The 13,068-nt window shown below is 59.6% G+C and carries 13 protein-coding genes; 4 read left to right on the forward strand and 9 right to left on the reverse strand.

The window, feature by feature from the left end:
* Positions 1-26 precede the first annotated feature (26 nt).
* The 6 genes from ACH6CX_RS06125 to ahpC all read right to left on the reverse strand — a co-directional run bounded on the left by ACH6CX_RS06125 (position 27) and on the right by ahpC (position 6,637).
* Entirely contained in the window at positions 27-893 is an 867-nt protein-coding gene (locus tag ACH6CX_RS06125) for a GyrI-like domain-containing protein (RefSeq protein WP_396675175.1), read from the reverse strand.
* A 327-nt stretch (positions 894-1,220) separates the two neighbouring features.
* The gene (locus tag ACH6CX_RS06130) at positions 1,221-1,430 is read right to left on the reverse strand and encodes a cold-shock protein (protein ID WP_232941958.1); all 210 of its coding nucleotides are present in this window, start codon (positions 1,428-1,430) and stop codon (positions 1,221-1,223) included.
* A 349-nt stretch (positions 1,431-1,779) separates the two neighbouring features.
* Positions 1,780-2,367 carry a YceI family protein gene (locus ACH6CX_RS06135; protein WP_396675176.1) on the reverse strand — a complete coding sequence of 196 codons (588 nt, stop codon included), beginning with the start codon at positions 2,365-2,367 and terminating at the stop codon, positions 1,780-1,782.
* Between the two features lie 371 nt (positions 2,368-2,738).
* Positions 2,739-4,052 carry a murein L,D-transpeptidase catalytic domain-containing protein gene (locus tag ACH6CX_RS06140; protein WP_396675177.1) on the reverse strand — a complete coding sequence of 438 codons (1,314 nt, stop codon included), beginning with the start codon at positions 4,050-4,052 and terminating at the stop codon, positions 2,739-2,741.
* Positions 4,053-4,260: 208 nt separating this feature from the next.
* On the reverse strand, positions 4,261-5,868 hold the full coding sequence (ahpF, locus tag ACH6CX_RS06145) for an alkyl hydroperoxide reductase subunit F (protein ID WP_396675178.1): 1,608 nt from the start codon (positions 5,866-5,868) through the stop codon (positions 4,261-4,263).
* A gap of 202 nt (positions 5,869-6,070) precedes the next feature.
* Complete coding sequence (gene ahpC / locus ACH6CX_RS06150) at positions 6,071-6,637, reverse strand: alkyl hydroperoxide reductase subunit C (RefSeq protein WP_396675179.1); 567 nt, start codon at positions 6,635-6,637, stop codon at positions 6,071-6,073.
* A gap of 281 nt (positions 6,638-6,918) precedes the next feature.
* On the opposite strand from ahpC, the gene ACH6CX_RS06155 reads away from it, so the two are divergent.
* From ACH6CX_RS06155 to ACH6CX_RS06165, 3 genes are all read left to right on the forward strand, one after another.
* A complete protein-coding gene (locus ACH6CX_RS06155; protein WP_396675180.1) occupies positions 6,919-8,253 on the forward strand; it encodes a DUF2157 domain-containing protein in 1,335 nt (444 codons plus the stop codon).
* Positions 8,250-8,774, forward strand: a complete 525-nt coding sequence (locus ACH6CX_RS06160; RefSeq protein WP_396675181.1) for a GDYXXLXY domain-containing protein — start codon at positions 8,250-8,252, stop codon at positions 8,772-8,774. Before ACH6CX_RS06155 ends, ACH6CX_RS06160 begins: the two co-directional genes overlap by 4 nt.
* Positions 8,775-8,844: 70 nt before the next feature.
* Positions 8,845-9,450, forward strand: coding sequence for a lysostaphin resistance A-like protein (locus ACH6CX_RS06165; protein ID WP_396675182.1), 606 nt, complete (start codon positions 8,845-8,847; stop codon positions 9,448-9,450).
* A 47-nt stretch (positions 9,451-9,497) separates the two neighbouring features.
* Here ACH6CX_RS06165 and ACH6CX_RS06170 read toward each other — a convergent pair whose 3' ends face one another.
* The 3 genes from ACH6CX_RS06170 to ACH6CX_RS06180 all read right to left on the reverse strand — a co-directional run bounded on the left by ACH6CX_RS06170 (position 9,498) and on the right by ACH6CX_RS06180 (position 12,140).
* On the reverse strand, positions 9,498-10,037 hold the full coding sequence (locus ACH6CX_RS06170) for a glycoside hydrolase family 108 protein (protein ID WP_232941974.1): 540 nt from the start codon (positions 10,035-10,037) through the stop codon (positions 9,498-9,500).
* Positions 10,038-10,370: 333 nt separating this feature from the next.
* Positions 10,371-10,964: an exopolysaccharide biosynthesis protein gene (locus ACH6CX_RS06175; protein ID WP_237063613.1), complete on the reverse strand. Its 594-nt coding sequence runs from the start codon at positions 10,962-10,964 to the stop codon at positions 10,371-10,373.
* Between the two features lie 165 nt (positions 10,965-11,129).
* Positions 11,130-12,140 (reverse strand): integron integrase, encoded by a 1,011-nt coding sequence (locus ACH6CX_RS06180; RefSeq protein WP_396675183.1) that lies wholly within the window; start codon positions 12,138-12,140, stop codon positions 11,130-11,132.
* Between the two features lie 332 nt (positions 12,141-12,472).
* Between ACH6CX_RS06180 and ACH6CX_RS06185 the strand changes: the two genes are divergently transcribed.
* Positions 12,473-12,937 carry a hypothetical protein gene (locus tag ACH6CX_RS06185; protein ID WP_396675184.1) on the forward strand — a complete coding sequence of 155 codons (465 nt, stop codon included), beginning with the start codon at positions 12,473-12,475 and terminating at the stop codon, positions 12,935-12,937.
* The last annotated feature ends 131 nt before the right edge of the window (positions 12,938-13,068 follow it).

Raw genomic sequence — 13,068 nt, forward strand, 5'->3', positions numbered from 1 at the left:
GCGGTGCAGTGGCCGGTTCGTGCTGGCTATGCCAGCGGCAGGTAAATATCGGTCACCATTTCAGCCTCCGGCACGTCCGGGAAGAAGCTGACCCGCTCGAAAAACAGCGGGAAATCCCGTAATTCTTCGCCCGAGCCGGGCAGCCAGTCGCTGTACAGTGCCCGCACCACCCCCTCCAGACCGGAGTCCGGCCCGCAGTGGCGTACCCGCGCACAGCGTCCGCCGGGAATCATATCGGCGTAGATGGCGGTATCGTCGCCATCCACCGGGCCACGGGTCTCCGCGCAGAGACTGAAACGATACTCCGCTGCCGGGGTGGCGGAGGGGTCGTCAAAGACCAGGTTGAAAGTGCGGCTCTTCGCCGGCGACAGCCCGTGCAGCCGTCGCCAGGCGATAAACTTGCGGATGGTATCGCCCAGCAACTGTGGCGGGCCGACGTGGTCGAGTCGTGCTACCAGTACCTGCGCAAACTGCACCAACTCAACTGTCGGCGATTGGTTAATGTTATTCACGATAGGAACCTCGCGGCTTGTGGTCTGCTGATCCTGCCCTTCCAGCCATGCCCAGTCCGGCTGTGTCCTGAATTTGGTGGGGCCGCTGCCGGAAAGTCGCTGGAATGCTCGGGAGAATGCCTCAGTGCTGCCGTAGCCCGCGGCAAGGGCAATGTCGGTGACTGGCAGGGCAGGGCGGTACGCCAGCTGCCAGGCGGCCCGGCGCAGGCGCAGGCGGCTGATGTAGCGGGCCAGGGTAATGCCCTGGCTGGCAGAGAAGCAGCGGTGCAGGTGGTACCTCGAGAGGTGGGCCACACGGCTCAGCTGGACCAGGCCCAGGTCGCCGTCCAGGTTGGCATCAATATATGCCCTTAACTTTTCGATCCTGTTCCTGGTATTCAAGCAATGCCTCCCCGTTCCCCCGGATTGAATGGGCACATCATAACTCGCGACCCGGTAGTGGAGCCTGATCCATCTTGCGCATCCGGGCAGTTATGGGGAGGAATTCGGTTGAGTTGACTCGGGAGAGGGGTCGTTAGTGGCGAGCAGGGGGAGAGCGCCAGCAAGATGCCCGCGCCTCGCAGCCCCGCACTGGTACCGGTGGCGCAAGGGGATAGTGGGCCGCGAGCGGGGCATAAAAAAAGCAAAGCGAATGCTTTGCTTTTAACGGCGCATATTGCGCCTTCAGGTACCGCCGCGCAGGCCGGGCCCGCGCGCCGGAGATCGGGTTTAGATAACCACGATGTTCTCAGCCTGCAGGCCTTTCGGGCCCTTGGTGACGTTGAACTCTACCTGCTGGCCGTCGGCCAGGGTCTTGAAACCAGAGTCGGAAATGGCGCTGTAGTGGGCGAATACGTCGGGACCGGACTCCTGCTGGATGAAACCGAAGCCCTTGGATTCGTCAAACCACTTCACGGTGCCTTTTACTGCGTTAGACATAATATAAGTCCTATAGAAAACATGAAAATTACGACCCGTAAGGATCGGGAGCGCCGGAAAATTGGCTGATATTGCGGTACTACAGAACGAGTATTATGACTAATGCTTCGAAACCGGAGGGAGTCAACAGGAGCTGATTTTCTAGCTGCCCCCAGTGTATAGGTGCTGCCCAGTAAGTCAACAACTCTTTTTCAGGGCCACCAGGGAAGGGAGGGCAGAAGAAAGGGGCGCCGTGCAACAGGTGGCAGCTGGACAATCCCGGGTTAACGGCGGTGGTCGCGGAACTGTACGGTATTGGGGGCAGGCTGTACCAGTAAAGAGACGGGCGGGGCGGGGCCCCGCCACCCGTTTACTCCCTGTCCAGCACCAGCTGGAAGGTGACGGGTACTACCGTGCTGATGGCGTCAAGGCCAGCGACCTCGCGCAGCTTTTCAATTCCCTGCACCAGCTCGTAGTTGCCGGCGTTGACAATGATGGGCTCCGACGTAGATACCATGACGCGGCCATTCTCCAGGCCTGTCACCTGCACCATGGCAGGCTCAGTCTGCTTGCTGCCGGCGAGTGACAGTTCCATCTCCAGCTCGGCAGCATAGGTTTGCCCTGCCTGGAGCCTGGCGAGTTTGTCGCTGTCGATCTGCGCCGATACGGTGGCAGTCGGAAAGCGTTCTGTATTGAACAGCATGGACTGCATCCGCTGGTTGCGAATCGGCACCCCGGTTTCAACGCTGGCGAGCCCGATACTGATGTTTGCCTGGCCGGAATCCTCGATACCACCGGTGATGTTGCTGAGCTTGTGCGTTTCTGCAAACGTGGTTTTCTTGACCGACATAAAGCTGATTTCTGATTGGTCGGTAACAATATTCCAGTCGGCAAAGGCAGCCTGCGACAGGCCCCCGAGTGAAGCAGCAAGTACGGCAATAAGTTGCTTGATTTGCATGAAAGCTCCTGCGGTTATGAATGGCGGAAAGTTCCGGATTTGATCGCCTGTTATTTAAACGGTTCCGGGCTGGCTGAAGACAATATCCAAACCGCTCCGGCAAGGCAAAACAGTGTTTGTAACCGGGCTGATCTTCCGGTCCCGCGCAACGCTTGTCAACGTCCCGGTCGGCAGTAAATGAAAAGTGGTGTGAAAGGTTGCGGAATTTTCGGCACCTACCCTGTCCCGGTGGGCAAGTGCGGATTTTTATTGGTTACCGGGGCAAATGCCCCCGGGCAGCAGGGAAAAATACACGCATGCGGTTTAGCCGGAAAGCGGCCCGGCCACGCGGGTATTATCCGGGGAAGCGGCCGCCTGGCTGCGGGTGACGGTCAACAAACCAGGAGCAGCGACCCATTCTTGAGCTTGTCCACCAGCCCGGGAGCCACTGCGTGCTCCACAGCGGGGCAGCCCCAGGAGCGTCCACAGCGGCCGTGGCGCCGGACCCAGTCGTCACCTGCGTAGTGAGTACCGTGGAAAACGATGGCGCGCTTGAATACATTGTTGTTGCTCGGCTCCAGTCCCTCCAGCCGCAGGGATTTACCGTAACGCCCGCGGTATTCATTCAGGGTCCGGCAGAGCCCCAGTGAACTCATATGGGAATCGGGCCGGTTGGAAAATTCCGTGGCGATTCCATCATGATTGGGGTCGCTGCCCTTGCCGTGGGTGACATGGAAGCGCTCGACCTTCCTGGCGACCCGATCAAAGACATACAGGCGTTTGTTACGGGAGTGTTCGCGGATCTTGAAAATCGCCCAGTAGCGGGGGTTGGAGGTGGGATGGTGCTTGCTCTGCCAGTTGATCATCTTGCTGATATCGTCCCGTGGCACACCGACCTGGTCGGCCAGGGTGTAGAGACCGTCACCAATGGGTTCGTCCGGCACGGACTCCGGCGATCTTTCGTCCACGGAATCGGTCTCGATCAGTGTGCGCAGCCGGTTGGCGCGGTTCTTCCAGCCCCGCAGGAAAACTCGCTGTGAGGGCCGCTTTTTTACAATGGCTTCAAATCGCCTGATATTCCGGTCGATGAAGGCGGGGATAAATTCGTCATCGGCGACCCTGTTGATAGCCTTCAGGGTGCCGGCATCCATTTTTTTTGACTCTGGAATATCCAGCACGTCCTGGCACAGCCTGGCGGCCGTGCCCGTCCCGCAGAGCACGCCCATGTCGAACAGGGCGGTGGCGATGCTCTGGTCGACGACATGGTCGAGGTTCAGCACATCCCAGTAGTTGCGCTTGTAAATATCCCTGATGGTCTCATAACTCAGGTTTTTGACCTCGGCCTTGCTTACGTCCCTGCCCAGGTAGGCGGACAGGGTGCCAATGGTTATGCCCTTGTTGGTGGCGCCGCCGCGGTCCGCAGGGTGGTCGACATAGCCGCCCTCGTTTTTCAGGGTGAAGACCAGCGCATGCTCAATACTTGCGCCCTGGTCCTCGATGATGTCCTCGACCTCGTCGGTCTTTTCCGCGGGCTCCTCTGGTTCGGGCTTCTCTACCGCTGGGCGGTCGAATGCCAGTGCCTCGACTTTCTGGATGGCGGTCAGGGTCAGGGGGCCCACAATGCCGTCAATTTTGCCCTCATAGAGGTCCATGGCCTTCAGCGCGAGCTGCAGCAGGCCGGCGTTGTTTTTGGAGAAGATAGTCATCTCGTTCCGGTTTTCAGGTGTCGTGTCCCTAAGGATGGATTCCGGGTGAGATTTTTCCACATGACATGTCGCTTCGCGGGGGCGAGGCGAGGAACAGGGCGAATGGCCTTCGGGGAAATGGTGACCCGTGGGCGTACCGGGTGGGGAATTTTAGGCAAAAAGTAAGGGCAGCCGCGCTGGACGCGGCTGCCCTATTGATGGCTGCGGGTTATGCGCTTTGCGCCAGCTGCTCCGGTTCGGCGCTCTCAGCGGCCTCCGACCCGTCCTCTTCTTCGGAATGGCGAATCAGGTAGTCAAAGGCACCCAGTGCCGCGGTGGCGCCCTGGCCCATGGAGATCACAATCTGCTTGTAGGGCACGGTGGTGGCGTCGCCGGCGGCGAATACCCCGGGCATCGAGGTGGTGCCGCGATCGTCGACCTCGATTTCACCCACGCGGTTCATGGCGACGTCACTGCCGCGCAGGAACTCGGTATTGGGCACCAGGCCGATCTGCACGAATACACCCGCCAGCTCCAGGTGCACGCTGTCTCCGCTCACGCGGTCGGTGTAGCGCAGGCCATTGACCTTGTTGCCATCACCGAGGATCTCGGTGGTCTGGGCGTTCATGATGATATCCACGTTGCCCATCGAGCGGGCCTTGCGTACCAGCACGTCGTCGGCGCGCAGGGTATCGGCGAATTCCAGCACGGTGACATGCTTGACGATACCCGCCAGGTCGATGGCCGCCTCGATACCGGAGTTACCGCCACCGATCACCGCCACATGCCTGCCCTTGAAGAAGGGGCCGTCACAGTGCGGGCAGTAGGCCACGCCTTTGGTGCGGTACTCGGCCTCGCCGGGCACACCCAGCTCGCGCCAGCGGGCACCGGTGGCCAGTATCACCGAGCGGCTCGCCAGGGTGGCACCGCTCTGCAGTTCCAGCTCCAGCATCTTATTGCGCTGGATGGCGGCGGCGCGCTGCTCGGTAATGATGTCCACTCCGTATTCCTTCACATGCTGCTCGAGGCCCGCAGACAGTTTCGGGCCCTCGGTGTAGGGCACGGAGATAAAGTTCTCGATACCCACGGTATCCATGACCTGGCCGCCAAAGCGCTCGGCCACCAGGCCGGTGCGGATGCCCTTGCGGGCAGCGTAAATGGCTGCCGCGGCACCGGCCGGGCCGCCGCCCACGACCAGCACATCGTAAGGCTCGCGCTGGTTCAGTTCGGCGGCCTTGCGCTCGGCGGCGCCGGTGTCGATCTTGTCGACGATTTCCTGCAGGGTCATGCGGCCCTGGGCAAAGTGCTCTCCGTTCAGGTAAACCGAAGGCACCGCCATGACATTGCGCTGCTCCACTTCATCCTGGAACAGTGCGCCGTCGATCATCTCGTGGGTGATGTTCGGGTTCAGGGTCGCCATCAGGTTCAGGGCCTGCACCACATCCGGGCAGTTCTGGCACGACAGCGAAATATAGGTTTCAAAGTGAAACTCGCCTTGCAGCTGGCGAATATGCTCCAGCACCTGCGGGTCGGCCTTGGACGGGTGGCCGCCGGCCTGCAGCAGGGCGAGCACCAGCGAGGTGAATTCGTGGCCCAGGGGAATGCCGGCAAAGCTTACCCGGGGCTCTTCGCCCGCCGGGCCCACGGCCATGCTGGGCGTGCGTTTGCCATTGCCCGCGCTGGCCTCGATCTTCTGCGAGAGGCCGGCAATTTCGTTCGCCAGCTGTTCCAGCTCGGCGGACTTGGGGGAGTCGTCACCGGACACACGCACCTCGATCGGATTGACGATATTCTGCAGGTAGGTGTCCAGCTGTTTTTTCAGGTTTGCATCCAACATCGGTGTGTCCTGTGTGTATTCGTTCAAAAAGGGCCCGCGGGGGGCGGGCCAAGTTTGGGGTTGGTCCCTCGGGGAGAGGGGAGGTGCGGGAGCCAGCCCGCCGTCGCAGTCCCGGAGGCTCTGTGGGCCTCGCCGGCAGGCGGGCTCCCGCATGCTTGCCCCGCTTGATCCCGGCCGGGGCCGGAATCAATTGGGAAGTTGCTTAGATCTTGCCAACCAGGTCCAGGGACGGGGCCAGGGTTTCCTCGCCTTCCTTCCACTTGGCCGGGCAGACTTCACCCGGGTGCGCGGCGATGTACTGGGCGGCCTTGATCTTGCGCAGCAGCTCGCTGGCGTCGCGGCCGATACCGCCGGCAGTGATTTCCACCAGCTGGATCTTGCCTTCCGGGTCGATCACGAAGGTACCGCGGTCGGCGATGCCTTCCTCCTCGATCATCACACCGAAGTTGCGGGTGATGGTGCCGGTGGGGTCACCGATCATCGGGAACTGGATCTTGCCGATGGTTTCGGAAGTGTCGTGCCATGCCTTGTGGGTGAAGTGGGTGTCGGTGGATACGGAGTAGATCTCCACGCCCAGCTTCTTGAACTCGTCGTAGTTGTCAGCCAGGTCGCCCAGCTCGGTGGGACAGACGAAGGTGAAGTCGGCCGGGTAGAAGAAGAACACAGCCCACTTGTCTTTAACGTCGGCGTCGCTGATGTCGAAGAAGTCACCAGCCTGGTAAGCCTTGGCCTGGAAGGGTTTCAGTTCGGATTCGATGTAACGGGACATATTGTCGTCTCCTCGTTGCAAGTGAATGTTGCGGTCTGTTTGTCTGGAACGAGGCAAATACTATGGGTTGCGGCTCATCAATAAAAATAATCTATTTAAATGGCTCTGATAGGCTGGTCTAATCAATGTCGGCTGGTTAATAGTTGGTCAGTTGCGGCAAGTTAACGGTGTGGTGTGGCCGGCCGGCCCTGTGGGATACTGGCGCGTGACCATCCCGTCCGTTTTGTTCGGTCCGGGTGAAGTGTTCCCAGAAATTACCCAACAGGAGCCGCCCAGGGCCCATGCGACTGATCCGCTTATTGAAAAACGACCTGGCCCGGGAGTCCGCCGAATGGGTGGACGACGGGCTGATCAGCCGGGACCAGGCGGAGGCAATCTGTGGCCGCTATGGCGTGGACTATGAACAGGCCCGGCACCGCAGCTTTGGCTACAACGTGCTGGTGGGGCTGGGCTTCCTGTTTATTGGCCTCGCGCTGATCACATTACTGGGGGCCAACTGGGACAATATCCCGCGGGCGGTGCGCATGTGGGGCCTGATCGGCCTGACCGTGGGCACCCAGGGGATGGGGCTGAAGCGCTACCTCTCCGGTGACTCCGGCGGCGGGATCGGGCTGTTCCTGCTGGGCAACCTGTTCTTCGGGGCCTCGATCATCCTTATCGCCCAGATCTATCACCTGGGCGAGTATATGCCCGACGGCATTTTCTGGTGGGCACTGGGGTGTTTGCCGTTCGCGTTGCTCACCCGCAATCCGTGGCTGGCCATGCAGGCGGGCCTGTTGGGCCTGTTGTGGTTCTTTATGGATGTGAGTTTCGGCTTTTATCCCGCCCTGTTCCCCCTGTTTATCATCGCCATGCTGTATGTGCTGTTGCGCGGCCCGCAGAGCGTGCTGTTGTTGTTGCTGGTGATTGCCAGTGCCGGTTTCTGGATCGAGTATTCGCTGGCGGCGCTGTGGCGTTACGAGAGCGGTTTCTACCTGTTTGACCTGCATGCGGAAAACCTGGCGGTGGCCGCGGCCATGTTCCTGCTGCTGTCGGTTTTCAGTCAGTGGCTGTCCGGACGGGAAAGCAATGTGGCCCGCGATTACGCCGCGGTGATTTCGGTGTGGTGCCTGCGTTTCGCGGTGCTTTCCCTGCTGGTGCTGGGGTTTGCCGGGCCCTGGGAGGAACTGCTGGATGCCGGCTGGCAGCACCGGCTGGGCATGTGGCTGGTATTGCTCCTGTTCGCCGTGGCTACCGTGTGGCTGGGTCGCAGGGCTGGGCGCAGGGTGTTCCCGGCAGTGCTGCTGGCGGCCCTGTGGCTGGTAGTGCTGGCGGTCTCGACAGTGCGTAACGAGGACTATGCCGTTTACTTCCAGGTGGCTGCCAACTTCCTGATGATCGGTTTCGGTATCTGGCTGGTGGTGCGGGGGATTCACAGTGGTATTTCCCACTACTTCTTCCTCGGCGTGGCCGCCATCCTGGTGACTGCCTTCCTGCGCTATATCGACCTGATCGGTGATTACATTGGTGGTGCGGTAATGTTTGCCCTGTTCGCACTGCTGTTGCTGGGGGCGGCCCGCTACTGGAAGCACTACCAGGCGGCACTGGATGAAACCGACCGGGAGAAGCGCCCATGACGCGGAGAGCCAAGAAGGGGCTGGCACTGGCGATCCTGTTCCAGTTCCTGGTGCTGGTGGGCATGTACCTGAAAGCACAGGTGCCGCTGTGGACGGGCGAGGAAATCCTGGTGAAAACCATCCCGGTGGACCCACGCTCGATGTTCCGCGGGAATTACGCGCGACTGCAATATCCTTTTTCCGAGCTGGATGCCTCCCTGTTTGGCGAGCATGAGCTGCGCCAGGGCGAGGTGGTGTATATCGCTCTCGAGGAGACCAAATCCGGTGTGTACCGGCTGGCCGGCGCGGGCCTGGAGCCGCCGGAAGAGGGCCTGTTCCTGCGTGGCCGTGTCAGCGGCAGCTGGTTCCGGGACAGTGGCGAGGCCTATCGTGTGCGCTACGGTATCGAGGCGTTCTTCGCACCAAAGGAAGAGGCGTTGTGGCTGGAGAAGGTCCTGCGCAAGGCCGCCCACGCGCGCCTGAAAATTACCGGCAACGGCCACGCACGGCTGGTGGCGGTTGAGGCACCGGCCCCACGCTGACCCAGTTCGTGCGAGGATAGTGGGAAAGCCGTGCAGGCCGGTGTTTGCGAAATATCCGAAAGGAGGGGCAATGCAGTACCTGGAGTCACCCGGTGCAGCCAGAATCGGCCTGCTGATTCGCATGCAGGTGGCGCTGCTGTTGCTCGCCGGCGGGCTCACTGCCTGGTCCGGAATGCCGTTTTCCTGGTCGGGGAACACCGGCTATGGAGCGCTGTTCTGGGGTGCACTTGGGGGCGTTGTGAGCTATGCGCTGGCCATGTGGCTGACACGCCTGTCACTGCCCATCGGCCGCAGCCTGCGGCGGATTGTCTCTATGCTACGACCCCTCCTGGCCGGGATTACCTGGCCGCAAATGGTGGTGGTGTCGCTGCTGGCGGGGCTGGGGGAAGAACTGCTCTTTCGGGTATTATTGCAGGAGTGGCTGGCCGGGGCGTTCTCCCCGGCGCTGGGCATAGTGATTGCCTCGCTCCTGTTTGCCCTGCTGCACGCCATGACCCCGCTGTACTTCTTTATCACCCTGGCTTTCGGGCTGGTACTGGGGCTGGCCTACTGGCTGACGGGTAGTGTCCTCCTGGTGGCAAGCTGGCATGGGGTTTACGACCTGGTTGCCATTGCGGTGATCACCCGCAAGCCCGAATGGCTGGGCCTGCCGCAGCGCGAGGCGTCTGCGCCGTAAGAAGCGTGCGCGGGAAAGGGGGCGGCGCCCCCTTTTGGCCACGTCCGTCAGGCAATCTCTTCTTCAAACTCCCTCACACGGTTCATCCAGCCGGCCAGGAAAACATCCTGTGACGGATCCCGGTCCACGATCTGGCGGTAGAAGTCGCGGCGCTCTTCCAGCAAAGCCCGCATAAAGGCCGCCCCCAGCTGCGCCTGGGCCCACTCTGCACCCGCCCGGGTATTCGGCCCCATTGCGCCATCCACCACCAGCAGCGGTGTATAGCCGGTCCGGTTGCAGGCCGCCTGGACAAACTTGATGGCCCGCCCCGGGCCGTGATTGACCGCGCAATCAAACACGAATGGCTGTATTTCCTCCGGCAGCTGGTCGATCTGCGGCTGGTAATAGTAATCGCGGGCGTAGATCTGCCGGGCCACCTCCCGATCGAGGTTTCGTACCTCCTCGTACTGTGCCGCACGCCCCAGGTAACTGGACAGGGTGTTCTGGGTAATACCGTAGCGGGTGGGGCCGCCGCGATCGGCCGGGTGGTCGACAAAGCCACCCTCGCGGCGAAGGATATCCTCGATCATTTCATTGACGGACTTCATGGTGCAGCTCCCTTCATAAGGTTGTGCGGGTTGGTGTGGGTACCAAACGGAAAAGCCCTTGTAGCTCCTGCCCTGACTAGCCTGCACGGCCGTACAGAATGCCGGCGGGCAGCGGACATCGAGTACTGGGATCAACGAACCGTACTGCTGTTTTTCTTTTAATAAGCCCGGAAATGCGAGTTGCGCCGGAATGGCGGCTGGGCAGGTAGATAGAAAGGTAAGAGAGGCCGCGAGAGTAAGCAAGCCCGGGACGCGCCCGGCTGACGCAAAGCGAAGAAGTTAGGGTAGATCGGTGCGCCATTCTTCCAAAAGGGGAAAACCGTGGGGGCTGGCTTATGCCGCGGAGAGTAAACCGAACCCAATGGTGACCAGCGTGGTGGCAGTCAGGCAGAAAGCCGCCAGTGCCAGGACGCCGTCATGGGCCACCAGCGCCAGACCGAAAGCGGCGAGGGCAATGCCGGCGATAGTGGCGGAGAAGGGAACCACCTCCATGACCGGCAGTGCCAGCGCAATCAGGGTGCAGATCAGGGCAATAACAAAAGTGCCGGTACGCCGCACCAGGAACCGTAGCCGCGGCTTCAGCCAGTTATCGATAAAGGCTGCCGGCTTTTCCAGCCAGTGCAGCGCTGTCAGCAGCTTCTGCTTGGAGATGGAGCGTTGCAGCATCCACTGGGGCAGCCAGAAGTGGTGGCGGCCCAGCAGGAGCTGAATCGTCACCAGCAGCACCAGGATCGCCATGGTAGTGGGGAGCCCGGGAATACCGGAGAGAGGCGAAAACAGGATAATGCCCACCAGCAGCAGCACCGGGGCAAAGGAGCGCCGACCGACCGCGCGCAACACCAGGTCCAGCGATACTCGCTCCTGGTTTCGTGCGGTAATGGCGATATGCTCAAGCAGTTGCTGCAGGCTGGTGAACTCGACGGGCATCCGGGACGTCTTGCTGGTGGATTCAGCGCCCATTCTAGCGTGGAGAACGGTCTCGTTGACAGGGGAAGGTTGGTATGCCGCCGGCCAGTCGTGCCAGGACGGCCACTCAGCCGCCGTGGGGTTGCCAGTGTGATCCGTGATGGCCTGCCGGTGTCGCCAGGGAAGTTAGCCGGACGGCAGCGCAGTCCTGAGACGATCCGCCGGGCTCAATACACCCAGGCCGCCCCGGTTCACTACATGGGTATAGATCTCCGTGGTGCCAATATCGGAATGGCCCAGGAACTCCTGGATTGTCCGCAGGTCATAGCCGGATTCCAGCAGGTGGGTGGCAAAGCTGTGCCGGAAGGCGTAAGTGCGGGCCGGTTTATGGATACCTGCGCTGCGAACTGCCTTGCGCACGTGCTTGGTCAGTGTGGAGGCATGCATATGGTGGCGGCGCTCGGTGCCCGAACGAGGGTCGATAGAGGTAATTGTTGAGGGGAACAGGTACTGCCAGCCAAGTTCCCGTGCGGCGTTCGGATACTTGCGGGCCAATGCATCCGGGAGAAAAACCTCGCCCAGGCCGTTAACCAGATCCTGGGTGTGAAGAAGTTCCACCCGCCGAATCTGCCGTCGCAGCTCCGTCTGCAAGCCCTGGGGCAACATGGTAGTTCGATCCCTGTTGCCTTTCCCGGCGCGTACATAAATATTGTTGCTGCCAAAATCAATATCCTTCACGCGTAATGAAAGCAACTCGGCACTCCTCAGGCCAGTGCCGTACATCAGTTCTACCTGTAGGCGGTAAATGCCTTGTAGCTGGTCGAGAATCGCTCCGATCTCCGCTGGGCTGTACACAACCGGTAAGCGACGCGGCTGTTGTGCCGGACTGAAGTTGAGGGCATCGGTGTCCCTGCCGAGGAAGCGCTTGTACAGGTACACGAGTGAGTTCAATGCGATTCTCTGGGTGTTTACCGAGCAATTTCTCTCTACGCTCAGCTCTGACAGGAACCTCTCAATCTCCCCTGGGCCCATTTCAGTAGGGTGGCGCAGCTTATGAAAGTGAATGTAGCGTTTGATCCAGTGAATATAAGTCTGTTCCGTACGGTACGATAGTCCAGCTTCGCGCATGTGCAGCCTCAGACGCTGTATAAACCTCCCTGCCTTGCTTTTCGGGATCCGATGGCGGATATCATCCATAACAACCTCCGCTGAACTGTTTTTTTTATACAGTATTTGCGACTGGTTACCACTGTCAAACGCCTGGATCACGCGATGCGTCGCCTATCTTCGGCAAAAATTAGCTAAGTGATTGACTTACAAGGGCTGGGCCTTAAGATCAAGTGACAGGATTACTGGTAGAAAAATGCGACGCGTCGCATTTTTGCGGACGCTCTTCCCTAAAAGTAGCGCCAACTTACTGAAATAAAAGAAAAATTTTGATTTCAGAGGCCGTCAGCACTGTAGATAGGCGACAGTTAGATAAAAAGACGCGTCCTTTGAATAAACTGTTATGCAACATCAAGGAAAATATGAAGTACGAAGTTAATTGGAAAGAACTTTGGCGTTCGCTCACAAAGTACATGTCTTTAACCATCATTTTTTCAGTGTCCGCAATAATGTTGGTTCGGTACGTATCTTCTGGGTTTAATTTTGGAGAAACGTTTAAGCATTTAACCCCGCTGGGTACGGTTGGCCTGATCTTGGGTTGCTGGCTGCTCTCAGCTTTTTTCGCCCTTATAATTTCTGTCTGGTTTAAATTGGCATATGTAACTATTAAAGACGGAGTGATCGCGGGGCGTAACTATTGGGGTAGGAAGAAGTCATTCCCTCTAAGCCAGCTAAAATCGATAGATAGTTTCAGTGATAACGGCATTAATGCTGTAGTAGCAAATGGCGGTAAATTCGGTAAGGTTTTTGTTTACTATCAAACTGAAAAAATCGAGGAGATAGTCAAGATCTTAGAGGCGCACCTTCCTGAGAGAATGGAGGCGTAATGCATAACAAGCGACTGTGATGTCAAGCAGCCTGCTTGACATCGCACTCTCCCCAGTAAGTCCCATCCCTCACCATCGCATTTAGCACTACAATCATCTTCCGCATGCTCGCCGTCAGCGCGACTTTCCGG

This window comes from Microbulbifer sp. JSM ZJ756 (assembly GCF_044383805.1).
Taxonomy (GTDB): Bacteria; Pseudomonadota; Gammaproteobacteria; order Pseudomonadales; family Cellvibrionaceae; genus Microbulbifer; species Microbulbifer zhoushanensis.